This window comes from Kribbella sp. NPDC059898 (genome assembly GCF_042730855.1).
In the GTDB taxonomy this organism is placed as follows: Bacteria; Actinomycetota; Actinomycetes; order Propionibacteriales; family Kribbellaceae; genus Kribbella.
The window spans coordinates 646,587-669,997 of the sequence record NZ_JBHWKR010000003.1 but is presented as its reverse complement, the minus strand read 5'-3'; the positions used below and the strand labels follow the sequence as shown (position 1 = coordinate 669,997).

The following is a 23,411-nucleotide window of genomic DNA, read 5'->3' as shown; positions in this document are numbered from 1 at the left end:
CGCGCAGGCAGGGCGGAAGGTCCCGGTGGACAGGTGTCCTTTGGCCGCTGCCGGGGCGGGCCGGGTCGCCGAGAGTCGGGGGTGGGAAGTCTCGTTCAGGGAGGTTCGGAGATGAAGGCATTGGTCTACAACGGTCCGGGGCAGCGGAGCTGGCGCGAGGTGCCTGACCCGGTGCTGCAGGATCCCGAGGACGCGATCGTCCGCGTCGACGCGGTGACCATCTGCGGCACCGATCTGCACATCCTGAAGGGGGATGTGCCGGCCGTACAGGCGGGACGGATCCTCGGTCACGAGGCCGTCGGCACGATCACCGCGGTCGGCACCGGTGTCCGCGGCGTGGCGGTCGGGGACCGGGTTCTGGTCTCGTGCATCACCTCCTGCGGGCGGTGCGAGTACTGCCGGCAGGGGCGCTACGGGCAGTGCCTCGGCGGTGGCGGCTGGATCCTCGGCCACCTGATCGACGGCACCCAGGCGGAACTGGTCCGCGTCCCGTACGCCGACCGCTCGGTGTACAAGCTGCCGGACGACGTCGGCAACGAGGACGCCGTACTGCTGGCCGACATCCTGCCGACGTCCTACGAGGTCGGCGTACTCAACGGCAACGTCTCGCCCGGCGACACCGTGGTGATCGTCGGCGCCGGGCCGATCGGGCTGGCGGCGCTGGCGACGAGCAAGCTGTTCACGCCCGCCCGCGTCGTGGTCGTCGACGCCGCCGATTCGCGCCGCAAGGCCGCGCTCGAACGCGGCGCCGACCTCGCCCTCGGCCCCGACGAGGACGTCGAGGCGAAGGTCCGCGAGCTGACCGGTGGGCTGGGCGCCGACGTGGCGATCGAGGCGGTCGGCGTACCGGCGACCTTCGAGCTCTGCACACGTCTCGTCCGCCCGGGCGGCAGGGTCGCGAACGTCGGCGTCCACGGCGCACCGGCGACGCTGCACCTCGAAGACCTGTGGATCAAGAACGTCACGATCACGACCGGGCTGGTCGACACGTTCTCCACCCCGCGCCTCCTGTCCATGCTGGCCGCCGGCCGACTGCAGCTGCCCGGCCTGATCACCCACCGCTTCGGCCTGGCCGAGATGCAGGACGCGTATGACGTCTTCAGCACCCCAGCCACCTCCGGCGCACTGAAGGTCGCCCTGTTCAGCGAGCAGGGCTTCGAACGCGCCAACGCCCGGCTCGGATAAGTCCTACAAGGTGATGGCGCCGCGGACGCAGGTGACGGTCGCGCCGCCGACCCAGATGGTGCCGTCGTCGTCGGCGGTGATGCCGACGGCGCCGACGCGACCGAGGCGCTGTCCCTGGGAGACCCGGTAGCGGGCGAGGCCGGAGGTGGCGAGCCAGCGGGCGATTCCGGCGTTCATGCTGCCGCACACCGGGTCCTCCGGTACGCCGGCGGCGGGCGCGAACGTGCGTACTTCGAAGTCGTACTCGGAGCCGCTCGGATAAGGACCGATCGCTCCGGCCATCGCGGTCGGGATGCGCGTGAGGTCGGGTTCGAGGGCGAGGACGTCGGCGGCGGTGGCGAGCCGCAGTACGGCCCAACCGGGACCGTTGTCGACCCACTGGTGGTCGACGACCTCGCCCCGGGTGATGCCGAACGCGGCAACGAGTTCGCCGACGTACTCCTCGTCAAGTGCGCCCGTGCGGAGGAGAGATGGTGCGGCGAAGGCCAGCGTGTCGCCGGTACGACGTACCTCCACCAGGCCGATGGTGCACTCCTGTACGACATGATCGGCCCGCGCCGGTACGCCGCCCGCGTCCAGCCAGCCGTGTGCCGAGCCGAGGGTCGGATGCCCGGCGAACGGGAGCTCGCCTCCGGGCGTGAAGATCCGCAGCCGGTAGTCCGCGGCCGGGGTGGTCGGCGGCAGGACGAAGGTCGTCTCGGACAGGTTGGTCCAGCGGGCGACGCGCTGCAGCTGGTCGTCGGTCAGGCCGGTGCCGTCGAGGACGACCGCAACGGGGTTCCCGAGGTACGGCGCGGTGCCGAACACGTCGACCTGCACGAAGTCGCGTGGGCGTGCGGTCATGTGGTGGTTCCCGGGCGCCAGGTGCCGTCGAGTGGTACGCCGGCCGCGGCGGCGATGCGATCGCGGGACTCGAGCAGGCGGTCCTTCAGCGCGGGGAGATCGAGGCCGACGAGGTGGCCGTCGCGCTTGACGATCCGGCCGGCGACCAGGACCGTGTCGACGAGACCAGGGTGGCCGGAGGTGACGACCGTACCGGCGGGGTTGCTGAACGGTGCGACCGTGAGATCGTCGGCGCGGAGCAGCACCAGATCGGCATCCTTGCCGGGGGCAATGGTTCCGACGCGGTCGCCGAGACCGCAGGCCTCAGCACCGTCGATCGTTGTGAACTGCAACAGTTCTTGCGCGGTGAGCCCGCCGTCGATGCCCCGCTGGACGGCGAAGGCGGTGCGCATCGTGGAGAACATGTCACCGCCGACGGCGGGGGTGTCGTCGACGGACAGCGTCGGTCGTAGTCCGGCGGCGAGGACGCGGCCGGTCATCGGCTGCCCGAAGCCCATCTTGAGTTCGACGTCCGGGCTGATCGAGACCGACGCGCCGGCGTCGGCGAGCATCCGCAGTTCGTCGTCGCCGATCCCGTTGGCGTGCACGAACGTCGTACTCGCCCGCAGCAGCCCGCGCTCCCGCAACGCCGCGACCGGCCGGCTGCCGGTGAGGCCGTCGACGTGCACGCTGGTGCGCAGCCCGAGTTCGTCGGCGAGTTTCAGGTCGAGCGCGACGTTGTCCATCGTGGTTTCGTCGGGACCCCGCAGTCCCAGCGCGAGGCTGAGCAGGTCGTCGCCGGGCATCGCGGCGTGGACGCGCCGTACCTCGGCCTCGATCGGATCGTCGGTGCGGTACCCGGCGCCGTAGCAGAAGATCGACCGTCCCGGCGCGTCCCGCAGGCCGGCGAGTGCGGCGTCCGCGTGTTCGGGTGTCTGGGCCGCGTGGAACCAGTCGAGCATGGTCGTCACGCCCGAGTGCAGTGCTTCCAGCCGGCCCAGCAGGTTGCCGACGTACACGTCCTCGGGCCGGTAGTGCGGCTTGAGGATGCCGTGGATCCCGGCGGCGTAGTCGGCGAACGTCCAGTCCGCGCCGACGCCGCGGAACGCGGTCTGCCAGGTGTGCCGGTGCGTGTCGACGAACCCGGGCATCACGAGGCAGCCGGCCGCGTCGATCACCTCGGTGTTCTCGGGTACGGCGAGTTGCGTGCCGACAGCAACGATCACGCCGTCGGTGACCAAGACGTCCGCGGGCCCCGTGTTCAGTACGGTGCCGCCGGTGATCAGGGTCGAGGTCATCGCGCTTCTCCGAACTTGACGGCCACCGCGTCCGCGGCGGCGAGTACGTCGGCGACCAGGTCGGCGGTGTCCTCGAGACCGGCCGCGAGCCGGACGAGGCCGAGCGGCACGCCCGAGCCGGCGATCTGGTCGTCGCTGAGCATTCCGCGCCACATCGATGCGGGGTGGACGGCGAGCGTCTCGACTCCGCCGAGGCTGGCCGAGCGTCGCGCGTACCGCAGTTGCCCGAGGAAGGCGTCCGCCGCGGCGAAGCCGCCGGTGAATTCGACCGCGAGGACGCCGCCGAAGCCGCTCAGCTGCCAAGCTGCCAGCACGTGCTGCGGATGGGACGTCAGACCCGGGTAGTGCACCCGCACGACTGCCGGATGCCCTTCGAGTGCTTCGGCGAGTGCCTGCCCGTTGGCGTTGTGCCGCGGCACGCGCAGGGGCAGGGTGCGCAGCCCTCGGAGCAGGAGCCAGGCGTCGAACGGCCCGAGCACGGCGCCGGTCAGTACGCCGACATCCCAGATCCGGTCCAGGAGCTCCGCGGACCCGGCCAGCACCCCGGCCGACACGTCGGTGTGCCCGTTCAGGTACTTCGTCGCGCTGTGCCAGACGAGGTCGATCCCGAAATCCGTCGGTCGCTGGTTGAGCGGGGTCGCGAACGTGTTGTCCGCGATCGTCAGGATGCCGTGAGTGTGCGCGAGGTCCGCGACAGCTCGCAGGTCGGTGATCTGCAGCAGGGGATTGCTGGGGGACTCCACCAGAATCAGCCGTGTCTGTGGGGTGATGGCTCGCTCGAATGCCGCGCTGTCGGTCTGGTCGACGAGAGTCGTCGTCACCCCGAAGCGCGGAAGCAGGTTCTGCAGCACCGACGCCGTACCGCCGTAGGTGGACTTCTGGCCGATGACGTGGTCGCCGGCTGTGACCAGCGCCAGTACTGCGGTGGTCAGGGCGGCCATGCCGGACGCGGTGACCATCGCGGCCTCGGTGTGTTCGAGTTCGGCGACGACGGCGGCGACCTGGGCGTGGTTCGGGTTGCCGTAGCGCGTGTAGAAGTCGTGGCCGCGCCGGTCGACGGCGACCTGCGCGAACGTCTCCGCGTCCTCGGCCGAGAAGGTCGCGGTCTGGTAGATCGGCCGCGCGACGGCTCGGCTCGGATGGACGTCGCGGTCGCCGTGAATGGCGGTCGTACTGGTTCCCGGCATCGCGCTGCTCCTGTGACTCGCCGGATCGGACCCGACCAGGATGTCTGCAGCGGCAGTCGTGAAGGTCCGGATTGCCGCAATTTGGTAGCAAGTTGCGTGCCTGTGCTGTGCGTCTCAGGTAGTAGAAGGGCTGTTTGGGCAATAATCTGCCCATGGACGAGGTTGATCGGGCGATCCTCGAGGCGCTGCAACGGGACGGCCGGATCAGCAACGCCGAGTTGGCGGAGCGGGTCGGCCTGTCGCCGTCGCCGTGCCTGCGGCGCGTCCGCCGGCTGGAGGAAGCGGGCGTGATTCGCGGCTACCGGGCGGTGATCGACCCGGCGGCGATCGGCCGCGGGCTGCGGGTGATCGCGGGTGTCCGGCTCGTGCGGCACGCGCGTACCGACGTACAGGCCTTCGAACGTGCCGTTACTCGTCTGACCGAGGTCGTCCAGACTCACCACGTGACCGGCAACTTCGACTACCTGCTCCAGGTCGAGGTCGCCGACTTGCCGGCGTACGAGTCCTTCCACGCCAACAAACTCGCGGACCTGCCAGGGGTCGCCGCGGTCACCAGCTACGTCACGATGAAGACGCTCCCCGGCTGAGTCGGCGGCTCACACGACTGGCGCGGCCGGCGTTTCATGGTTGTGAACCCGAGCCCGCTGCTACGCCTTCAGTACAGTCCGCCGAATGACACGTCGGTCGGCGCACGGGAGGTGGCGGGTCTCGTCGGGCTGGCGCGGATGCGTGGTGCGCGGTCGATCGCCATCGGTTCGGGGCGCGATCCTGCTTCTGTGGACGCCGTACGAGCCTTGGCGGACGGCTGGGATGGTGAGGTCGTGCTGGAGTTGACGTGGCCGGAGACTGCGGCGTCGTGGATGCGGCAGGCGACCCGGTTCGCGGGGGCCGATGCCGACCTGTGGATCATGTTCGGCCCGCCGCTCGGCTGGGCGCAGCTGACCCGGCGGTTGTTGTGGTCGACACCGTGGGATCCTGCCCGTGCGCTGCTCGCCGCCGCGGTCTCCGACCCACGGGCGCTCGACCTCGTGGGACGCCACAACCTCACGGGGATCGCCGGCGTCACCCGCGCCGGGCAGCCGTGGTACGTCGGTGCCGACGACCGGATCGTGATGATGCGAGGATTCGAACGATGACGGAGTTGCCCCTCGACCTGGACGGCGGACCGGCGAGCGCGCCCGGTCCGGGCGCGGTGCTGGTTCCGGGCTGGCTCGCCCTCGAGCAGCAGGCATGGATCGCCGGGCAGTTCCGGGAGTGGGCCGCGGGCCCCGTCCCGATCCGCGCGGCCAAGGTCCGCGGCCACGAGATGTCGGTCCGGACGGTGTGTCTGGGGTGGCACTGGCAGCCGTACAAGTACACGCGGGCGGCGACCGACGTGAACGGGGCGCGGGTGTTGCCGTTCCCGGAATGGCTCGTCCGCCTCGGCCGGCGCGCGCTCCAGGCGACCGGTCACCCCGACGCCGAGGTCCAGGCGTACACCCCGGACACCGCCCTCGTGAACTACTACCACGACGCGGCGCGGATGGGCATGCACCAGGACAAGGACGAACGCTCCCTCGCCCCGGTCGTCTCGCTGTCCATCGGGGATGCGTGCACCTTCCGGTTCGGAAACACCGAGAACCGCGGCAAGCCGTACGCCGACCTCCGCCTGCGCTCCGGAGACCTCTTCGTCTTCGGCGGCCCCTCCCGCCTCGCCTACCACGGCGTCACCCGGATCCACCCGCAGACCGCTCCCGAAGGCTGCGGCCTCACCACCGGCCGCATCAACCTCACCCTGCGAATGACGGGGTTCACCGACTGACGGACGTTCGTCAGCGCGGCGGCGTGGGGAGGACGAGGCTGCCGTCGAGTACGGCTGTGGCCACGTCCGTGAGCCGGCGACCGTTGCGCCGGGCGTACCCCCGCAGTACCTCGAAAGACTCCGCGAGGCTGAGGCCGAGCCGCTCGGCGAGCACGCCTTTCGCCTGCTCGATGACCACCCGGCTGCTCAGTGCGGACTGCAACTGGTCGGCCCGGATCTCGTGCTGCGTGGCCTGATGACTCTCGACACCGAGAGCCGCCGTGGCGGCAAGCAGCTGGCCTGTCTCGAGCGCCTCGGGGGAGAGACTGCCGACGGTGTCCAGGAACAGCGTCAGTACTCCGATGGTCCGCTCGAGCAGCGGCATCGGGAAGGCGTGGACCGCGCGTACGCCGTCCCGGCGGGCCGCGGCCGCATAGCCGGGCCATCGCGCATCGGCCTGGTCCAGGTCCGGACAGTCGATGCGGAAACCGGTCGCGTAGCAGTCCTGTGCCGGACCTTCGACGGTCTGCTGCAGCCCGTGGGCCGCCTCCGAGGACGCCGCGACGACGTCGAGCGTGCCCTGCCGATCGGCGAGTGACAGTGCGGACCCGCTGACGCCCGCCAACTCGGTACACCGGTCCGTCAGCCAGCCGAGCGTGCCGACCAGATCCGTGTCCGTCACGAATCTGCCGACGAGTTCCGACACCGCGCCGCACGGCGGGTGTTCCGCCTCGCTCATCGGTCGCGCTCCTCGTCCGGCGCATCGAGCCGCAGCCGCCTCTCGACGATCAGCAGCGCCACGTCGGTGACCGGGACGTCGTCGGCGAAGGCGCGGGCCCTGACCAGTGAGAGCGCGTCCTCGATACTGCACTCGCACTGGGCGGCGACCATGCCGACCGCCTGGTGCAGGACCACCCGCTGGTTCGGGGAATCCAGCAGGTACGCCGCCGTGGCCGTCCCGCTCGCGTCGATCAACTGGGCCAGGCACTGCTCGGTCAGGAGCATCGTGTGGGTGAGCGCGTCGGCGAGGTCCTCCAGGTCGCCGGTGAGCGGATCCGGCCGAGCGACGTCCGGTGGATCGAACACGGAAAGCGCCCCGACGCAGCGTCCGCCCGATCCCAGCGGTACGACGGCGAGCGAGTGAACGCCCAACGGGCCCGACGCGATCGACGAGGCTTCCATCCGCCCGGAACCGAGCAGGGTGAGCCCCGCGCCGCGGGCGCCGACCAACTCCGCGACGGCCGAGATCAGGCGCGGACGGTCGAGCTCCACCCCCGCTGAGTACCAGTGGGTGAGCCGCTGGACGTGGGCGTCGTGCAGCCGCGCGGTGGTCAGGTGGCGCTCTTCACTCCTGCGGTGCAGCTCCGCCAGGCGTACATGGACTCCGCGGAGCGCCTCTGGTGCGGTGGTGGCCAGCGCCTCGTGACGGCGAGCGATCGCGGCCGCTCGGCCGGCCCGGGCGCGTTGCAGCTCGGCCTGCTCCTGAGCAGGACCGATCCAAACGGACAGCCCACCCGCCACGTTCGTCAGTCTAGCCGTCTTCGGCGAGCTCCTGGATGTCCTCCATCAGCAGCACCACACCGTCGGACTGGCTGTCGAGCGGCGAGCAGATCACCGAGCACCGGATCCTGCGGCCCTTGCGGTTGACCGCGATCAGGTCGACCGGCTCCGTGCGTACGCCGGTGACCAGGCAACGGTTCACGACCTCGACCAGGGCTTCGGTCGGCAGCCCGAAGTCGAGGTGGAAGAACGGCTGGCGCTGGACCTCGTCGCCGCGGAGTCCCCACAGCTCCTCCGCGCCGCGATTCCAGCTGCGCACCCGTAGCTCGCTGTCCAGCACCACCACGCCGGCCGCGACGCTGGACAGCACGCCTTCGAGGAAGGTGCGCGCCTCGTCCAGCTCGGTACTGCGGATCCGGATCTCCTCGTTCATCGTCTCCAGCTCTTCGTTGCCCGACTGGAGTTCCTCGTTGGTGGACTGGAGCTCTTCGTTGGTGGTTTCGAGTTCCTCGATGCTGGACTGGAGTTCCTCGTTGGTGGTCTCGAGCTCCTCGTTGGTCGACTGGAGTTCCTCGTAGGCGGTCTCCAGGTCCTCCCGGTTCCGTTTCACCTCCAGTTGCAGCCGGGTGAGCGCGGTCGTGTCGACGAATGCCACGGACGATCCGACGACCAGGCCGTCGTCGGCGGTCAGCGGCTGCACGGTGATGTCGAGGTACTGCACGTCGTCGGCCGACAGCCGGCGCTCCACCGCGTTCACCCGGATCGAGCGGCGCTCGGAGTGCGCCCGCTCGATCAGCGAGCGGAGCTCCGTGGGACGGTACGAGATCTCCAGGTCGCGGAACGGTCGCCCGACGTCCTGCGACGTCAGCCCGAACTGGGCCCGCGCCTGGCTGTTCGCCTGGATGACGATTCCGTCGAGGTCGACCGAGATCATGGCGTTCGGTGCGGTCTCCAGAACCAGGTCGCGGAGCTGCCGCTTCCGCGCGACGTCGCGCACCTCGACCCCGGCGGCCGGGTCCAGCGTCAGCGGGATGGTGAGGTGCTGGGCGTCGGTCCGTCCCGATCGGCGCCGGAAGATCCGCTGCCGCATGCTGACGACCTCGAACCGCTCGCCGTCGGACAACAGCATCTCGGCCTTGCCGAGGAAGAGGTGGCCGCTCTCGCGCAGCGCGAAGTGGAACCGGTCGATGATCTGCGACTGTGCCTCGACGTTGAAGTACATCAGCGTGTTGCGGCAGACCAGCAGATGCAGGCGGGAGATCGGCGCGTCCCTGGTGATGTCGTGACGGCCGAAGATCACCCGGCGGCGGAGGTCGGACCGGAACACGAACCGCGATCCGCTCTGTTCGAAGTACTCGTTGCGCACATCGTCGGCCAGCGCCTCGAGTGACCTCTCCGAGTACGACCCGGAGCGGGCCTCCCGCAGCGCCTCCTCGTCCACGTCGGTGCCGTAGATCTTGACTCGCCGGGCACATTCCTCGATCCCGAGCGCCTGGGCGAAGACGATGGCCAGCGAGTACGCCTCCTCACCGCTGGAGCAACCCGCGCTCCAGACCCGGATGTCCTCCTCGGAGCCGACGGTCTTCAGCAGCTCGGGAACGATCTCCCGCTGCAGGTAGGTCCAGCTGTCGGCGTCGCGGAAGAAGCTGGTGACGTTGATCAGGATGGTGTTGAACAGGAAGTCGAACTCTTCCGCGCTCGCCTCCAGCAGGTCCCGGTAGTCGAGATACTCCGCGATGCCGACATCGGCCATCCGCTTGCGCACCCGCCGCGCCAGCGACGACCGCTTGTAGCCGGTGAAGTCGAAGCCCCGCGCGTCCCGGATGAACGCGAGCAGCTGCTCGAGTCCCGGGTCCCGGCCCTCGATGGGCTCGCTCGCCATCAGACACTCCTCGATTCGACCAGGGCGTCGATGACGTCCGCGATCTCGCCGAGCGGTAGTACGAAGTCCACCGACCCGGTGCCGACCGCCGCCTCCGGCATACCCCTGAACTCCGCCGACTGCGGATCTTCCGCGATCACGGTGCCGCCACGTGTTTTGACCGCGCTCACTCCCATCGCCCCGTCGCTGCCGGATCCGGTCAGCACGCAGGCTATCGCGCGGGCACCGTAGGCTCCCGCCACCGACTCGAACAAAAGATCCGCGGACGGCCGGACGAAGTGCACGAGTTCGCTGCTCGTCAGTGTCAGCTCGCCCCCCGCACCGACCAGCAGGTGGCGGTTCGGCGGCGCGATGTAGACGGTACCGGCGGTCGCGGCCTCACCGGCCGCTGCGAGCTTCACCGGCAACGCGCTGCGCCGGACGAGGACGTCGGCGATCACGGTCTCGTGCCGCGGATCGAGGTGCTGGACGACCACGACCGGCACCGGGAACCCCGGCGGGAGCGCGCCGAGCACCTGGGTCAGCGCGCGGATGCCGCCGGCCGACGAAGCGATCGCGACGATCTCGAACCGCTCGCTCTGCTCGGCAGCGGGCCGGTCCGGCTCAGGCTGGCTCATGATCTGGTACGCCGACCGTGGAACACGCTACGAGCCTAATGGTCAGGGCGTCGACCCGACACCGTACGGGCCAGATCAGCGCGGACCGAGCCGGACGACCGCGGGGCAGCCCGCTGATCGGAAGAGCCTCGACCGTGCGGGTTGGTGTCAGGATGGTGGGATGGACGGGGCTCGTGAACTGCTGGAGGCGGAGCGGTCGCGGGTGCTTCGGCGGCTGTCCGAGCTGACCGGCGATTTCGACGAGGTGGTCGCGGCCTCGCGGGATGCGAACGCCGACGACGAGCACGATCCCGAGGGTGCGACGATCGCTTTCGAGCGGTCACAGGTTGCGGCGCTCGTGGAGCAGGCCCAGCGTCATTTGGCCGAGATCGAGGCGGCCTTGGACCGCTTGACGGACGGCACCTACGGGCTGTGCGAGCGGTGCGGACAACCGATCGCACCGGCCCGCCTCGAGGCAAGGCCGACGGCCCGTACCTGTATCGATTGCGCTCAGTCCTGAGCGGCGTCGGTGAAGAAGTCCGGTGGTGCCTGCAGGTCGTGGGCGCGGAACAGGACGGCATGCTGGACGCCCATGGCCTTTCCGCTCATCGCGGTGAACTGCGGGATGAGGTCCGCGGGCGCGGGATGACCGGGAAGCGCGGCCAGGTACGCCGCATGGGCCTCGAGCGAGGCGATGCCGCGGCGTAGCGGCTCCCCGGTGACGTCGACGCCGTGGGACGCGATGCCGGCGAGTCCGGGAACGAGGTACCAGCGCACGGAGTGCGGTTCGAGGCCCTCGTCGTCGATCTGCTCCGGGAAGACCCACCGGTTGCCCGCGTCGCGCACCGCGTCGAGGGTCGCGAGCCCGGCCGCGCGATGGTCGGCCTGGTCGAAGCCGAACGGCGTCTCGATCTCGTAACCGGAGCCGAGAACGACGTCGGGCTTGAAACGGCGGATCTCCCGGCAGATGTCCCGGCGCAGGTCGAGGCCGTAGACCAGCACACCGTCCGGATGTTCGAGGACGGTCAGGTGGTTGACGCCCACGACAGCGCAGGCGGCCCGCTGCTCGGCGACGCGCAAACGGGCCGTCTCCTCGGGACGGTTCGGCATGCCGGCCTCACCACGGGTGAGCAGGAGATATCCGACTTCGATGCCGCGCGCCGTCCAGCGAGCGACGGCCGCGGACGCGCCGTACTCCATGTCGTCAGGGTGCGCGACGACGCACAGCACCCGTTGGAACGATTCCTCAGGGAGAGCAGGCAGGGTCATGCGGGCCATCTTGCCACCGCGAGGATCGCTCCGGGAGTACAGTTTCGGCCCATGCCTCCCGTTCGCCGGCGCCGCCCTCGGCCACCCGACATGACAGTTCCAGTTGGTGCGCGGTCGGTGTTCACCGACGGCGCCTGCGCTGGTAACCCCGGGCCTGGCGGTTGGGCGTGGGCGTTGTCGAAAACGGAGTACGCCGCTGGTCACGAGGCTCCGTCGACGAATCAGCGGATGGAGATCCGGGCCGCGCTCGAGGCGGTCCGGGCGAACGACGGACCGTTGCTGGTGGTCTCGGACTCGACGTACGTCGTCAACTGCTTCCGCGACCGGTGGCACGCCGGCTGGCTCGAGCGGGGCTGGCTCACGTCGGCGAAGCAGCCGGTCGCCAACAGGGACCTGTGGGAACCGTTGGTGACGTTGGTGACCGACCGCGGGGACGTCGCCTTCCAGTGGGTGAAGGGTCACTCCGGCCACGAGATGAACGACTTCGTCGACGCCCTGGCCGTCGCCGCCTGCGCGAACCAGTGACGCCGATCAGCCTGCGGTGACAGGCTGGCGCGTCGTCGGGCGGTCTTCGTGGTCGAGGCGTACGACCGTGTGGTTGTCCCATCGTCCGTCGGTGTGCGGATAGTCGGAGCGCCAGTGGCAACCGCGGCTGTCCTGTCGCGCAGTCGCCGCGACGACGACGGCCCGCGCCACCGTCGCGAGTGGTCCGGTGCCCAGGGCGTCGAGCTCGTCCGCGGCGGCGTTCAGACCGGCGCCGTCGCGGCGGATGCCGGCGTACCGGCTGAGGATCGAGCGAATCCGCTCCGGCTGAGGATCGTCGCCCAGCTTGAGTTCGCGCACCCGGCCGAGGTCCTTCGCGGGCAGGTCGAGGGTCAGGGCCGTTGCGACGCGCCCGCCGAAGACGAGTCCTTCCAGCAGGCTGTTCGAGGCGAGCCGGTTGGCGCCGTGCACGCCGGTCGCGGCCACCTCGCCAACCGCGTACAGGCCGGGTACGTCGGTTGCGCCGTTCCGATCGGTCCGGACGCCGCCGCAGAGGAAGTGTTCGGCCGGCGCGACCGGGATCTGCTCCGACAGCAGGTCGACGCCGATGCGGGCGCAGGAGGCCAGCACGGTCGGGAACCGCCTCCGGAGTACGTCCGGCGCGACGTCGGTCGCATCCAGCCAGACATGGTCGGATCCGTCGCGGCGCATCGTCGCCTCGATCGCCCGGGCGACCACGTCCCGCGGTGCCAGGTCGGCTCGTGGATGACGGCCGGCCATGATCCGGCGGCCGTGGACGTCACGCAGTACGGCGCCCTCGCCCCGGACGGCCTCGGTGACCAGGGGAAGCTGACCGCTGGTCTCGCCGGTGTGCAGCGCGGTCGGGTGGAACTGGACGAACTCCATGTCGACCAGCGACGCACCGGCTCGCAGCGCCAAGGCGATGCCGTCGCCGCGCACCGTCGACGGATTGGTGCTCGCCAGGTAGGCGTTGCCGATGCCGCCGGTCGCCAGTACGACGGCGCGGGCCTCGATCTGCGTGACCTCGGCGCCCGTCTCGACGAGCACCCCGACGATGCTTCCGGACTCCGATTGCAGAAGGCCGACCGTACGCCCGGTCAGCGTCTGCACGCTGGTTCGCTGCAGAGCGGCCACGAGGGCACGATGAACCTCGGCACCGGTCGCATCACCACCGGCGTGCACGATCCGGGGACGACTGTGGCCACCCTCCAGGGTCCTCGACAGAGAGCCGTCGCCGTTGCGGTCGAAGCGTGCCCCGTGCGCGATGAGTTCGGCAAGCCGCTGCGGTCCCTCCTCGACCAGCGCACGGACGTTGCGCGGATCGCAGAATCCCGCGCCCGCGACCTGGGTGTCGTGCGCGTGGTCGAGCGGATCGTCTTCGCCGTACGCCGCCGAGATGCCGCCCTGGGCCCATGGCGTGCTGCCGTCGCCGGCGCTGAGCAGGAGTACGTCGCGGGTCGCCGCGAGACCGAGTGCTGTTGACAGGCCCGCGACACCGGAGCCGATGACGACGACGTCGGCGACCCGTGTCATCGAGCACCCACAGGCTTGCCGATGGCAACCATCCGCTCGACCGAGCGCCGGGCCCGCTCGACGACCTCAGGCGGTAGCTGGATCTCGTCACGCCCCTCCCGCAGGCACCGCACCAGCAGCTCCGGCGTGATCATCTTCATGAAGCGGCACGAGGCCTTCGGGTTCACCGGCAGGAACGTCGTACGATCGTTGACCTTGCGAAGCTGATGGAGCATGCCGATCTCCGTGGCCACCAGTGCGGTCTTCGCGGTCAGGCCGCGAGCGGTGTCCAGCATTCCGGCGGTGGACAGGATATGGGTCCGCTCGGCCGGCAGATCACCCACGCCGGCCAGCCAAACCGCCGACGACGCGCAGCCGCACTCGGGGTGGACGAGGACCTCGGCCTCCGGATCGGCGGCGACCTGAGCGCGCAGGTCGGCCGCGCTGATGCCGGCGTGCACGTGGCATTCGCCCATCCACACCTCGATGTTGTCCCGGCCGGTCTGCCGCCGGACGTGCGCGCCGAGGAACTGGTCGGGCAGGAACAGGATCGGCCGGTCCGCCGGGATCGAGTTCACCACGTCGACCGCGTTGGACGACGTACAGCAGACGTCCGCCTCGGCCTTCACCGCCGCGCTGGTGTTGACATAGGCAACGACAACGGCGTCGGGGTGCTCGGCCTTCCAGGCCCGGAGCTGGTCGGCGTCGATGGTGTCCGCCAGCGAGCAGCCCGCCTGCGCCGTCGGGATCAGCACGGTCTTGTCCGGGCTGAGCAGTTTGGCGGTCTCGGCCATGAAGTGCACGCCGCAGAACACGATCGTAGACGCATCGGTACTCGCCGCGATGCGCGACAGGGCGAGCGAGTCGCCGACGTGGTCCGCCACGTCCTGGATCGCCGGCTCCTGGTAGTTGTGGGCGAGGATCACCGCGTCCCGCTCCTCGGCGAGCCGCCGTACCTCTTCCTGCCAGCTGATTGCCGTGGTCACAACAGGTCCTTCTTTCGGGAGGTTTTCGCTTATCAAGCGATAACTGGAGATGGCAAAGCCACCAACAGGCTGATGTCGAGTGCGCTGGGGGAGTGGGTCAGGGCGCCGACCGAGACGGCGTCGACGCCGGTGCCGGCGACGTCCGCAACGGTGTCCAGCGTGATGTTGCCGGAGGCCTCGAGCCGGGTGGTGGATCCGGTGGCGTTGCGCCGCTCGACGATCTGGGCCATCTGCTCGACAGACATGTTGTCCAGCAGGATCCACTCGACCTGGCAGTCGAGCGCTTCCAGGGCCTCGTCGGGAGTGGTGACTTCCACCTCGATCGCGACGTCGGCGTCCTCGGCGGCCATGCCGTCCCGAACCCGGCGTACGGCGGGGAGTACGCCGCCCGCCGCGGCGAGATGGTTCTCCTTGAGCAGCACCATCGCGGACAGGTCGAGCCGGTGGTTGGTTCCGCCGCCGCAACTCACGGCGTACTTGTCCATGGCCCGGAGCCCAGGCGCTGTCTTGCGGGTGTCGAGGAGCGCGACCGGACGCGGTCCGATCGCGGCTACGAAGGCCGCCGTGAGGGTCGCGATGCCCGACATCCGCTGGGCGAAGTTCAGTGCCACCCGCTCGCCGGTGACGACCGACCGCGCCGGGCCGCTGATCCACGCCAGCGGCTGCCCCGGGACCACCGGATCGCCGTCGGCAACGGCCGTCCGCACCTTCACGGTGGGATCGACGGCGGCGTACACCTCCTGTACGGCGCTCAGGCCGGCCACCCGCCCGGACTGCTTGGCGATCATCGTCGCCTCGACCTCGAGCGACTCCGGGACGCTCCACCGGGTCGTGACGTCGTCCGCCGCATGGTCCTCGGCCAGTGCTGCCGCCACCGCGGTCCGGACCTTCTCCGCTTCCATCCGTCGCACCTTCCGTCATGTTTTCGCTTCAGAGGCGATAACTAGCTGGCACGCTACCATCGGCAGCGTGCCCACAGCCAAGAAAGGTGATCCGGTTAACTTCCGCAGCTACCCGCACGAGGTGCTCGCCGTCGTCCTGTCCGTTCGCGACGGCAGACTGTGCGTGCTGCTCTGGAAACGCGCCCAGAACCCGTACCGAGGCCGCTGGGCGCTTCCCGGCGGCGGGGTCGAGCCCACGGAGCGGCTCCGGGACGCCATCACCGGGCACCTCGCGACGAAGGTCGACGTGCGCGACGTCGCACACCTGGAACAGCTCGCCACGCACAGTGCGATCGATCGTGATCCGCGGGCCCGCGTGCTGGCGACGGCCTACCTCGGCCTCGTTCCGTCCGACGTACAGCCGAAGCTCCCGTCCGACACGCAGTGGCACCTCGTCGACGAGCTGCCGCGGACCGCGTTCGACCATCACTACTTCATCGAGGCCGCGGTCGCGCGGTTGCGCGCGAAACTGTCGTACACGAACATCGGTTTCGCGCTGGCTCCGCTGGAGTTCACCATCGCGGAGCTCCGCGATCTGTTCGGTGCCGCACTCGGCTACGAGCTCGGCGCCACCAACCTCACCCGCGTCCTGACCCGCAGACACGTGATCGACCCCACCGAACGCCGAGCCAGCCCCGGCCAGAGCGGCGGCCGCCCGGCGACCGTCTACAAGTTCGCGGCCCGCGAACTGACCGTCACCGACCCGTTCGCCGTACTCCGCCCACCCCGCTGACGTTCAGGCGAGCATGGTGCGCCCCAACCAGTCGTCGGCGTTCTGTACGCCGGGCAGGGCGAAGAAGTAGCCGCCGCCGAAGGGGGAGATGTAGTCGACCAAGGGTTCGTCGATGAGGAGGGTCTGTACGGCGACGAACTGGCGGTCGAGGTCGGCGTTGAAGCAGATGAAGATCATCCCCAGGTCGAGCTGGCCGTTCGGCTCGACTCCGGCGCTGTAGTTGAAGCCGCGGCGCAGCATCCGCCGGTCCTCGGCGGTGCCGTCGTGGGGATTGGCGAGGCGGATGTGGGCGTTCAGCGGGACAGTGTTGCCGTGCGCGTCCCGGTAGTAGCTCGGAAGCTGCAGCTCCTCCTGGCCGGCGACTCGTTCGCCCGGACGGCCGGACAGCGGTGCGCCGGTGTCGCGGTCGCGGCCGAAGATGCGTTGCTGCTCGTTGATCGAGATTCGGTCCCAGAACTCCACGAACATCCGGATCAGCCGGACCACGTGGTACGAACCGCCGGTCACCCAGGCCGGTTCGTCGCCGCCGGCCTTGGTCCACACCAGCTGGTCGAGCAGATCGGGACGGTGGAGGATCTCCTGGTTGGCCGTGCCGTCCTTGAAACCGAACAGGTTGCGGGGCGTCCCGGTCGGCCGTGGCGGGCTGGTGAAGCCCTCCTGCTGCCACAGCACCTGCAGGTCGGCGCGGGTCGCGCGCATCAGGATGCGTAGCGCGTGCAGGACGGTGTCGCGGTGGTCGGCGCAAATCTGCAGCAGCAGGTCACCGTCGCAGCGGTCGGGGTCGAGTGCGTCGTTCGGGAACTCGTCCATCGGCCGCAACCGGGCCGGTTTGACGTCGGCGAGGCCGTACCTGTCGTCGAACAGCCCGGCGCCGACGCTGACCGTGACCGTGAGGCCGTCGGGCACCGTGCCCGGGCCGAGTACGCCGTTCTCGTACGGCGTCGACACGAGACCGTCGTGGCTGCCGCGCCCGGCCGGTGCGTCGTCGCCGGTGACCAGGTACCGGATGGTCGCGGTGAGCGTCCGGAACATCCGCTCCAGCGCCGGCCGGTCGGCCGCGGTCACGAGAAACGCGACGACGATCGCCGCCTGCTGCGCGGGGTCGAGAATGCCGGCCTGGTGAGGGCCTTCGAACGGCCGGCCAGCTGGTACTACGGGGACGGTGGGTACGGGCGCGGGGTCAGTCATGGGTGATCGGGCCTCGGTCGCTGGTGGCGTTGCGTGGGTCGACGATGGCGGCCGCGTGGGACAGCAGCTCGACGCTGTGCTGGACCGCCGCGTTGACGGCGGCCCGCTGCCGGACGGAGAGGTGCTTCAGGCCGACCCACCCGTCGTCGTGGTGATGGGTGCGCACCAGTTGCTGGGTGAGCCGGAGCTGCTCGTCGGTCTGGTCCAGGTACGGGTTCTGCTTGCGCAGGATCGGCCGAAGCGGGTCCAGCGCCTGCCAGACCCCGGTGAGGTTCGCATCCACGGTCGCCAACTCGCTCTGGCTGCCGGCGTCACCGATCCCGTTCAGATCCCACTGCAGTGCGTCCTCGAGGATCTCGTGAGCCCGCCGGCCCATGTCGATCGGCATGATCGCGTTCGGCAGCGCCAGCTCCTCGGCGAGCCGCCCGATCGCCTCGACCAGCGCGTCGACGGACGGCACGATCGTCGCGGCCGGGCGGTCGTGCCACAGCATCGCCTCGATCTTGCGGAAGCCGGCGAAGTCAGCGTCGGCGAGCCGGTCGGGGGCGACGCCGCGCGGCGGGTCGGCGTTGATGTCGTCACCGGTCTCGTCGTACGCGCGGTACGCGCCGCCGAGCGTCTCGTACGTGAGGTGGGCCGCCAGCCAGTCACACCGGGCCTTGGCCGCGTCACCGGCTCGCAAGGTGTCCCTCAGCTCTTCGACCTGGCGGGTGAGCGTGGGCAGTTGTCCGGTGATCCAGGCGACGTAGGAGTTGATCGGGATCCGCAGGTCGAGCCCGGTCACGGGGACGATCCCGTGCACGTCGTACGGCAGCGGGTCGCCGGTGACGACGACCGGCCGGCTGTACTTGATCGTGTAGTCGGTGATGCAGACCCAGCGGTACGTTCCGGGCGGGACCGGTGCCGTGACCGCACGGCTGACGCCGCGGCCGAAGTGCTCGACCTCGAGGTAGATCCGTCCGGTCGCGGGATCCTCCAGGTAGACCTCCGCGCCGGCGCCTTCGTTGTTGACGAACACGAAGTCGTAGCGGCCGGCCTGTCCGCCGAGCCAGTCGTCGATGCCGTAGGGCGAGCCAACGATCAGGACGATGGGCTGCGGCCGGCTCGACGGCAAGGATTGTGCGGCCGCCGAGGCCGTCCTGCTGCTCACCAGCCCCACGCTGGGCGGCGGTGGTGAACGGATCCGATGCTGCCCACGACGCGCTGGTGAACAGCGGGTGACCTGCCGGGCGGGCCGAACTCGCGGACTCACTGAGTCTTCAAGGAATGTTCACGACACGATGCTCGCGAGGTCCGGACCTTTCGACATTGACTTTGTGGGAATCCCCGCCACGAGAGGCTAGGTAGCAAACCCATGTCTGACAACGATGCGGCACCCGCGGACGGCACCAAGGCGACCCCGGAGCGCAACCGGATCAGCCGGCGCCGGCTGATGCAGACCGCGGGCGCCGCGAGCGCCGCGGTCGCCGCCGGGGGGCTGTCGAGCGTTCCGGCCCAGGCCGCGCCGAACCCGGCCGCGACGGCCGGCAGCACGACCGGCTCGCAGCCGGCGCAGCACTCGCACCGCACCGGCACGATCAAGGACCTGAAGCACGTCGTGATCGTGATGCAGGAGAACCGGTCGTTCGACCACTACTTCGGCACCCTCGACCTGGCCGGCGCCCGCGGCTTCGGTGACAAGCAGGTGCTGACCTGGCAGAACGGCCGGACGATCTACTACGACCCGAACAGCCGCGCCGAGGGCTACCTGCTGCCGTACCACGCGGACAGCCTGAAGTACAACGCGCAGAACACCAGCGCGCGCAACCGGTACTTCATGGAAGCCGACGTGCCGTGGCACCACGCGATCGCCAAGGCCTACACCGTCGGTGACCACTACTTCTGCTCGCTGGACACCAGCACCAGCCCGAACCGCATCATGATGTGGGCCGGCACCAACGACGCGGCCGGCACGCAGGGCGGCCCGGTCATCAACAACAACGGCGACTACGGCTACGCGTACAAGTTCAAGACGTACCCCGAGACGCTGCAGGACGCCGGTGTCAGCTGGCAGATCTACGTCAACAACGACACCGACGACAACTTCCTCGGCGACTACACCGATAACACGGTCCGCTCGTTCGCGGCGTTCGACCCGAAGAACGCGAACCCGGAGAACACCCTGCCCCGCCAGGGCCTGCTTGCCCGCGGCAACGTCGTGTACGCCCACACCACGCAGCCGGCCGGCATCAAGAACGACACCTCGAACGTCGACTACGTACTGCGCGACTTCATCGCCGACTGCGCGTCCGGCGACATCCCCGAGGTGTCGTGGATCGTCGCGCCCGCGGCGTGGACCGAGCACCCGACGTACGCCCCGAACAACGGCGCTGTCTACACCGACCGGGTGATCCAGGCGGTGCACGAGAACCCCGAACTGTGGGAGTCGACGCTGATCATCCTGAACTACGACGAGCCCGACCACGCGAACCGGATCGGTGAGGGTGGCTTCTTCGACCACGTCGTACCGCCGATCCCCGAGGCCGGCACCACCGGCGAGCGCGCGCCCGGGATCAAGCCCGGCTTCGGCGGCCGGGTGCCGTTCGTGCTGGTCTCGCCGTGGACCCGCGGCGGCTTCGTCAACTCCGAGGTCTTCGACCACACCTCGACGATCCAGCTGATCGAGGAGTGGACCAAGAGCCTCGGCAAGCCCGCCATCTGCACGAACATCAACGACTGGCGGCGCAGCGTCGCCGGCAACCTGCTGTCGGCGATCGACTTCGGCACCTTCGACACGTCGTTCCCGAAGCTGCCGAAGCCGGCCGACCTGCTGAAGTCGGTCGTCGTCGACGCCGGCCTGCCGCCCGTACCCCAGCCGGCCGTCGGTGCCCAGGTCATGCCGACCCAGCCGATCACCGGCCGGGCGAAGCGGAGCCCGCTGTCGTACCAGCCCAACGGAGTCCTCGTCGAGAACCCGGTCACCGGCGCCGTGACCGCGACCTTCACCGTCGAAGGCGGTCCCGACGGCAAGGCGATCAGCCTGGTCGGGCTGGCCGACAAGTACGTACCCGCCCTCACCGGCGCCGAGCCGCTCGGCATCGGCCAGGACGCGCTGCCGCTCACGGCCTGCAACCGCCGGCCGAAGTCGTACACGTGGGACACCAGGACGACGAACGGCAAGTACGCGTTCACGTTCTACGGCCCCGACCACTTCATCCGGTCCTTCGCGGGCACGGTCGCCACCGACCAGACCTCGCCCCAGCCGCGGGTCGACGTCCGGCTGGTCAAGGCACATGGGCGTTCGGCCGCAACGGTCGAGTTCACCCTGTCCGCCGTCGGCCGCAAGTCAGTGACCTACACGCTCACCGCGAACGACTTCGCCGGCCGGACCACGACGATCCAGGTCCCCGCCGGCAAGCAGACCGTCATCACCTGGCCGACCGAGGACGGCTACTACGACGTCATCATCACCGCGAAGGAGTCCCCAGACTTCAACCACCGCTACGCCGGCCGCGTCGCGGAGAAGTAACCCTTCCGCCACTGAGCTGAGCAGCTCACAGAGGTGCCCGAACCCCGGGCACCTCTGCGAGGCGGCGACGGCCCAGTCCGTACGCTGCCAGCTGTCGGCAATCAGGTTCCGGTACGGGCCGCGCCTCGAGTCGGCGCGATCGGATCGAGGCGGACGGCGTACGACGCGCCGGCGAGTTCAGCCGCGTCGCGAGGGTCCGTGAGGGATCGGCCGGTAAGTTCCTGCAGGCGCCGAAGCCGGTAGCGAATGGTGTTCGGGTGACAGTTCAGGACCCGGGCGGCGTGCTCGGCGGAGCCTTCGTGGCGGATGTAGGCGTCGATCGTCGACAGCATGACTTCGCGGTCTTCGGCAGGTAGCACCAGCACCGGACCGAGGACCGCGGAGGCGATCCGCCGGCCCTCGCCCGGGTCCATCGCGACGAGAGCGGCGAGCGGGCTGGGGTCGAAGCGGTGGACCGCGGCGTGCCCGGCCGGCAAGCTGGCCATCGCGGTTCGCGCGAGTTGCAGTGCTCTCGGAGTGTCGGTCAGGTCCGAGTACGCCGGACTGACACCGGTCCGCGCCGTGACGATGTCACGCAGGGTGAGCAGCGCGCTGTCCTGCTGCGCGGCGGTGGCGGCGATGAGCCCGAGTTGCAGCGTCGGAGTCAGTCGCCAGCCCGAGACCACCCCGTGCTCGGCCAATCGGCGTTCGACTGCAGGCAGGCTCTCCTCTGCCAACGAGCGGGTCTCGGCCGCGACGACGAACACCTGCGCACCAGGAGGGAAACTGAGCAGGGCCGCGGCTTCCCAGGGCCCGCCGTCGGGGCCCGGCTGGCCGGTCAGCAAGGCCTCGACCAAGGCTCCACGGCGACGTTGGCGGGCGAGCAGCAGCTCCGCGGTCGCTTCGCGGTAGGCCTCGGTGACGGCTAGTGCGTGTTCGTCGGTGATCTGCCAGATCCTGCTCGCCGTCGACAGCAGAGCCTCGGTCGTCGATGTGTCGCCGCTCTTGCGGGCGTGGTCGAGCAACGCGTCCCAAAGGGTCGCGAAGCTGATCCGATAGACCTGCAGTACTTCGGGCAGTGGAGCGGACTGCTGCGCCCGCCGGCGGCCGGTCTCCCGCGGCACAGACAGATCGAGCGGCGCACCTGGGTTGCGGACAGCGGTGACCAGGAATTCGAGGTTGCGGCCGACGGCGCGGCGCAGGTCCGCGATCGGGACCGCCTTGGCGGCTCGGTAGAGGGGAATCCGGGCGAGTACCGCCGTGCAAGCCTGCTCGATCAGGTCGGGCAGTTGCTCCTCGGCCCAGGTGAGCAGATCACTCAGGCCGACCGGTTGGTTGTCGATCATGTGCTCGCTCTCATGACGGACCGGATGCTGCGTCCTATCTCAGCACATCCGCGCCCCGGTGTCGTCGAACGACGGATCAGCCGTCGGAGGTTGTTGGTGCGACCAATCTGGCGATCACGGTCACGACGACCTTCACAGCTTCGGGTCCGCGGTGCGGATGGTGTGCCGGACAACTGGGGCAGTGACATCGAACAAATGCTGCCGCGACCTACTGCCGGTCCACTCGCCTGGCGGTACGGTTCCAGGGTGCCTGCGCTCCGGCACTCCGGCTGATGCCTGCAGCAACGATCTGGTCCGGAACGAGCGGGAGGATCACCATGAGGCTTGACTGGAAGGCATGGCAGGTTCCGCTCCGGCTCGCAACCGGCGGCTTCATCCTGAACTCCGGGATGTCGATGCTCGCCAAGGACGGCATCGCCCTCGTCGTCGACACCCTCGACGCGCGGATCCGCCGCCATCGGCCGATCGCCAAGACGTAGCGACATCTCGTGGTTTGGAGGCAGACAGTGGACGGGCACATTCGCAAGACGTATGAGGCGATTCTGGCGCAACCTGCACCGAGAGACCTGCTGTGGGATCGGTTCGTGACGATGTGGAAGGACATCGCCGACGACGTCGAGGATGAGAGCGGCGACCGACTGGCTGTGAAGCTCAACGGGCACCGAATGGTGTTTCATCGTCCGCACAACGGCCGGGTGTCGATCGAGGACGTCGAGATGGCACGCCACCTGCTTGCTGATACGCCGGACGACAAGGGTGCCGGCGATCTACTCGTCGTGACCATCGACGACCTCGGCGCCCGGATCTTGGACTTCGATCTGGAGACGCCCAAGGTGCGGGAGACCGAGCGGGATGTCCGCAACCAGAGCGCGTCTGCCCGGCGGATGCGTACCGTCGAGCGCAAGCGTGGCCGCGATGACGAAGCCGAGCTCAAAGGATTCTTCGACGACCTGGCGTCGGCCCTGCGGCCGCTGGTGAGATCCCGCACCTTCGTGCTGTTCGGGCACGGCGCCGGCAAATCGGACGCCGCGGCCGCGTTCGTCGAGCGGCTCGAGGCCCATCACCCGCAGGTGGCGCGGCAGCTCGCCGCGACCGCTGACATCGACCTCTCCGCCGCGACCGACGCAGATCTGGAGTCAAAGGCCAAGGAACTTACCGGTCGCTGACCGGCACCTCGTCGTGAGCAGAACGTCAC

The 23,411-nt window shown here is 69.6% G+C and carries 24 protein-coding genes; 10 read left to right on the top strand and 14 right to left on the bottom strand.

The genetic code is table 11. The features are described 5' to 3' along the window. Positions 1–111: 111 nt before the first annotated feature. A complete protein-coding gene (locus tag ACFV9C_RS13415) occupies positions 112–1,185 on the top strand; it encodes a zinc-dependent alcohol dehydrogenase family protein (protein WP_380193367.1) in 1,074 nt (357 codons plus the stop codon). 3 nt (positions 1,186–1,188) lie between these two features. Here ACFV9C_RS13415 and ACFV9C_RS13410 read toward each other — a convergent pair whose 3' ends face one another. Genes ACFV9C_RS13410 through ACFV9C_RS13400 form a run of 3 tightly spaced genes read right to left on the bottom strand, consistent with a single transcriptional unit; the run spans position 1,189 to position 4,492 of the window. Continuing rightward, complete coding sequence (locus tag ACFV9C_RS13410) at positions 1,189–2,028, bottom strand: PhzF family phenazine biosynthesis protein (protein ID WP_380193365.1); 840 nt, start codon at positions 2,026–2,028, stop codon at positions 1,189–1,191. Then, a complete protein-coding gene (locus ACFV9C_RS13405; RefSeq protein WP_380193363.1) occupies positions 2,025–3,305 on the bottom strand; it encodes an amidohydrolase family protein in 1,281 nt (426 codons plus the stop codon). The genes ACFV9C_RS13410 and ACFV9C_RS13405 overlap by 4 nt, the downstream gene beginning before the upstream one ends. Beyond that, entirely contained in the window at positions 3,302–4,492 is a 1,191-nt protein-coding gene (locus ACFV9C_RS13400) for a trans-sulfuration enzyme family protein (RefSeq protein ID WP_380193362.1), read from the bottom strand. Before ACFV9C_RS13400 ends, ACFV9C_RS13405 begins: the two co-directional genes overlap by 4 nt. A 152-nt stretch (positions 4,493–4,644) precedes the next feature. Here ACFV9C_RS13400 and ACFV9C_RS13395 point away from each other — a divergent pair, with 152 nt between their 5' ends. The 3 genes from ACFV9C_RS13395 (at position 4,645) to ACFV9C_RS13385 (ending at position 6,293) form a co-directional block, all read left to right on the top strand. Beyond that, on the top strand, positions 4,645–5,079 hold the full coding sequence (locus ACFV9C_RS13395; protein ID WP_380193360.1) for an Lrp/AsnC family transcriptional regulator: 435 nt from the start codon (positions 4,645–4,647) through the stop codon (positions 5,077–5,079). A gap of 111 nt (positions 5,080–5,190) precedes the next feature. Next, positions 5,191–5,628 (top strand): hypothetical protein, encoded by a 438-nt coding sequence (locus ACFV9C_RS13390; protein WP_380193359.1) that lies wholly within the window; start codon positions 5,191–5,193, stop codon positions 5,626–5,628. Then, complete coding sequence (locus tag ACFV9C_RS13385; protein ID WP_380193358.1) at positions 5,625–6,293, top strand: alpha-ketoglutarate-dependent dioxygenase AlkB family protein; 669 nt, start codon at positions 5,625–5,627, stop codon at positions 6,291–6,293. Before ACFV9C_RS13390 ends, ACFV9C_RS13385 begins: the two co-directional genes overlap by 4 nt. Before the next feature lie 10 nt (positions 6,294–6,303). Here ACFV9C_RS13385 and ACFV9C_RS13380 read toward each other — a convergent pair whose 3' ends face one another. Genes ACFV9C_RS13380 through ACFV9C_RS13365 form a run of 4 tightly spaced genes read right to left on the bottom strand, consistent with a single transcriptional unit; the run spans position 6,304 to position 10,271 of the window. Next, the gene (locus tag ACFV9C_RS13380; RefSeq protein WP_380193356.1) at positions 6,304–7,011 is read right to left on the bottom strand and encodes a GAF and ANTAR domain-containing protein; all 708 of its coding nucleotides are present in this window, start codon (positions 7,009–7,011) and stop codon (positions 6,304–6,306) included. Continuing rightward, positions 7,008–7,793, bottom strand: coding sequence for an ANTAR domain-containing protein (locus ACFV9C_RS13375; protein ID WP_380193355.1), 786 nt, complete (start codon positions 7,791–7,793; stop codon positions 7,008–7,010). Before ACFV9C_RS13375 ends, ACFV9C_RS13380 begins: the two co-directional genes overlap by 4 nt. A gap of 10 nt (positions 7,794–7,803) precedes the next feature. Then, positions 7,804–9,654, bottom strand: a complete 1,851-nt coding sequence (locus ACFV9C_RS13370) for a CheR family methyltransferase (protein WP_380193353.1) — start codon at positions 9,652–9,654, stop codon at positions 7,804–7,806. Beyond that, positions 9,654–10,271, bottom strand: a complete 618-nt coding sequence (locus ACFV9C_RS13365) for a chemotaxis protein CheB (RefSeq protein WP_380193352.1) — start codon at positions 10,269–10,271, stop codon at positions 9,654–9,656. Before ACFV9C_RS13365 ends, ACFV9C_RS13370 begins: the two co-directional genes overlap by 1 nt. A gap of 160 nt (positions 10,272–10,431) precedes the next feature. Between ACFV9C_RS13365 and ACFV9C_RS13360 the strand changes: the two genes are divergently transcribed. Next, a complete protein-coding gene (locus ACFV9C_RS13360) occupies positions 10,432–10,770 on the top strand; it encodes a TraR/DksA family transcriptional regulator (protein ID WP_380193350.1) in 339 nt (112 codons plus the stop codon). Here ACFV9C_RS13360 and ACFV9C_RS13355 read toward each other — a convergent pair. After that, on the bottom strand, positions 10,761–11,519 hold the full coding sequence (locus tag ACFV9C_RS13355; RefSeq protein WP_380193348.1) for a PIG-L deacetylase family protein: 759 nt from the start codon (positions 11,517–11,519) through the stop codon (positions 10,761–10,763). The two genes, ACFV9C_RS13360 and ACFV9C_RS13355, sit on opposite strands and share 10 nt — an antisense overlap. Positions 11,520–11,609: 90 nt before the next feature. On the opposite strand from ACFV9C_RS13355, the gene ACFV9C_RS13350 reads away from it, so the two are divergent. Further along, positions 11,610–12,044 (top strand): ribonuclease H, encoded by a 435-nt coding sequence (locus ACFV9C_RS13350; protein ID WP_380193347.1) that lies wholly within the window; start codon positions 11,610–11,612, stop codon positions 12,042–12,044. Between the two features lie 6 nt (positions 12,045–12,050). On the opposite strand, the gene nadB is transcribed toward ACFV9C_RS13350, so the two are convergent. From nadB to nadC, 3 genes are read right to left on the bottom strand one after another with little or no spacing between them, the layout of a single operon-like run. Next, positions 12,051–13,556 carry an L-aspartate oxidase gene (gene nadB / locus ACFV9C_RS13345; protein ID WP_380193346.1) on the bottom strand — a complete coding sequence of 502 codons (1,506 nt, stop codon included), beginning with the start codon at positions 13,554–13,556 and terminating at the stop codon, positions 12,051–12,053. Next, complete coding sequence (gene nadA / locus ACFV9C_RS13340) at positions 13,553–14,521, bottom strand: quinolinate synthase NadA (RefSeq protein ID WP_380193344.1); 969 nt, start codon at positions 14,519–14,521, stop codon at positions 13,553–13,555. The genes nadB and nadA overlap by 4 nt, the downstream gene beginning before the upstream one ends. Positions 14,522–14,553: 32 nt before the next feature. After that, positions 14,554–15,423 carry a carboxylating nicotinate-nucleotide diphosphorylase gene (nadC, locus tag ACFV9C_RS13335; protein WP_380193342.1) on the bottom strand — a complete coding sequence of 290 codons (870 nt, stop codon included), beginning with the start codon at positions 15,421–15,423 and terminating at the stop codon, positions 14,554–14,556. A gap of 67 nt (positions 15,424–15,490) precedes the next feature. Between nadC and ACFV9C_RS13330 the strand changes: the two genes are divergently transcribed. After that, positions 15,491–16,195, top strand: coding sequence for an NUDIX domain-containing protein (locus tag ACFV9C_RS13330; protein WP_380193340.1), 705 nt, complete (start codon positions 15,491–15,493; stop codon positions 16,193–16,195). A gap of 3 nt (positions 16,196–16,198) precedes the next feature. Here the strand turns inward: ACFV9C_RS13330 and ACFV9C_RS13325 are convergent, their stop codons facing one another. Both ACFV9C_RS13325 and ACFV9C_RS13320 read right to left on the bottom strand, forming a co-directional pair. Continuing rightward, on the bottom strand, positions 16,199–17,383 hold the full coding sequence (locus tag ACFV9C_RS13325) for a Dyp-type peroxidase (RefSeq protein WP_380193338.1): 1,185 nt from the start codon (positions 17,381–17,383) through the stop codon (positions 16,199–16,201). Then, on the bottom strand, positions 17,376–18,533 hold the full coding sequence (locus tag ACFV9C_RS13320) for an imelysin family protein (protein WP_380193337.1): 1,158 nt from the start codon (positions 18,531–18,533) through the stop codon (positions 17,376–17,378). The genes ACFV9C_RS13325 and ACFV9C_RS13320 overlap by 8 nt, the downstream gene beginning before the upstream one ends. A 204-nt stretch (positions 18,534–18,737) precedes the next feature. Between ACFV9C_RS13320 and ACFV9C_RS13315 the strand changes: the two genes are divergently transcribed. Then, positions 18,738–20,891 carry an alkaline phosphatase family protein gene (locus tag ACFV9C_RS13315; RefSeq protein WP_380193336.1) on the top strand — a complete coding sequence of 718 codons (2,154 nt, stop codon included), beginning with the start codon at positions 18,738–18,740 and terminating at the stop codon, positions 20,889–20,891. Between the two features lie 101 nt (positions 20,892–20,992). On the opposite strand, the gene ACFV9C_RS13310 is transcribed toward ACFV9C_RS13315, so the two are convergent. Further along, positions 20,993–22,216, bottom strand: a complete 1,224-nt coding sequence (locus tag ACFV9C_RS13310) for a PucR family transcriptional regulator (protein ID WP_380193334.1) — start codon at positions 22,214–22,216, stop codon at positions 20,993–20,995. Between the two features lie 317 nt (positions 22,217–22,533). Here ACFV9C_RS13310 and ACFV9C_RS13305 point away from each other — a divergent pair, with 317 nt between their 5' ends. Both ACFV9C_RS13305 and ACFV9C_RS13300 read left to right on the top strand, forming a co-directional pair. Further along, positions 22,534–22,695: a hypothetical protein gene (locus ACFV9C_RS13305; protein ID WP_380193332.1), complete on the top strand. Its 162-nt coding sequence runs from the start codon at positions 22,534–22,536 to the stop codon at positions 22,693–22,695. A gap of 27 nt (positions 22,696–22,722) precedes the next feature. Next, positions 22,723–23,382 (top strand): hypothetical protein, encoded by a 660-nt coding sequence (locus tag ACFV9C_RS13300; protein WP_380193331.1) that lies wholly within the window; start codon positions 22,723–22,725, stop codon positions 23,380–23,382. The last annotated feature ends 29 nt before the right edge of the window (positions 23,383–23,411 follow it).

Bases quoted from the DNA above. Each gene is read 5' to 3' on its own strand.
- ACFV9C_RS13415 (WP_380193367.1), top strand. From the start codon at position 112: ATGAAGGCATTGGTCTACAACGGTCCGGGGCAGCGGAGCTGGCGCGAG.
- ACFV9C_RS13410 (WP_380193365.1), bottom strand. From the start codon at position 2,028: ATGACCGCACGCCCACGCGACTTCGTGCAGGTCGACGTGTTCGGCACC.
- ACFV9C_RS13405 (WP_380193363.1), bottom strand. From the start codon at position 3,305: ATGACCTCGACCCTGATCACCGGCGGCACCGTACTGAACACGGGGCCC.
- ACFV9C_RS13400 (WP_380193362.1), bottom strand. From the start codon at position 4,492: ATGCCGGGAACCAGTACGACCGCCATTCACGGCGACCGCGACGTCCAT.
- ACFV9C_RS13395 (WP_380193360.1), top strand. From the start codon at position 4,645: ATGGACGAGGTTGATCGGGCGATCCTCGAGGCGCTGCAACGGGACGGC.
- ACFV9C_RS13385 (WP_380193358.1), top strand. From the start codon at position 5,625: ATGACGGAGTTGCCCCTCGACCTGGACGGCGGACCGGCGAGCGCGCCC.
- ACFV9C_RS13380 (WP_380193356.1), bottom strand. From the start codon at position 7,011: ATGAGCGAGGCGGAACACCCGCCGTGCGGCGCGGTGTCGGAACTCGTC.
- ACFV9C_RS13370 (WP_380193353.1), bottom strand. From the start codon at position 9,654: ATGGCGAGCGAGCCCATCGAGGGCCGGGACCCGGGACTCGAGCAGCTG.
- ACFV9C_RS13365 (WP_380193352.1), bottom strand. From the start codon at position 10,271: ATGAGCCAGCCTGAGCCGGACCGGCCCGCTGCCGAGCAGAGCGAGCGG.
- ACFV9C_RS13360 (WP_380193350.1), top strand. From the start codon at position 10,432: ATGGACGGGGCTCGTGAACTGCTGGAGGCGGAGCGGTCGCGGGTGCTT.
- ACFV9C_RS13355 (WP_380193348.1), bottom strand. From the start codon at position 11,519: ATGACCCTGCCTGCTCTCCCTGAGGAATCGTTCCAACGGGTGCTGTGC.
- ACFV9C_RS13350 (WP_380193347.1), top strand. From the start codon at position 11,610: ATGACAGTTCCAGTTGGTGCGCGGTCGGTGTTCACCGACGGCGCCTGC.
- nadB (WP_380193346.1), bottom strand. From the start codon at position 13,556: ATGACACGGGTCGCCGACGTCGTCGTCATCGGCTCCGGTGTCGCGGGC.
- nadC (WP_380193342.1), bottom strand. From the start codon at position 15,423: ATGGAAGCGGAGAAGGTCCGGACCGCGGTGGCGGCAGCACTGGCCGAG.
- ACFV9C_RS13325 (WP_380193338.1), bottom strand. From the start codon at position 17,383: ATGACTGACCCCGCGCCCGTACCCACCGTCCCCGTAGTACCAGCTGGC.
- ACFV9C_RS13315 (WP_380193336.1), top strand. From the start codon at position 18,738: ATGTCTGACAACGATGCGGCACCCGCGGACGGCACCAAGGCGACCCCG.
- ACFV9C_RS13310 (WP_380193334.1), bottom strand. From the start codon at position 22,216: ATGATCGACAACCAACCGGTCGGCCTGAGTGATCTGCTCACCTGGGCC.
- ACFV9C_RS13305 (WP_380193332.1), top strand. From the start codon at position 22,534: ATGAGGCTTGACTGGAAGGCATGGCAGGTTCCGCTCCGGCTCGCAACC.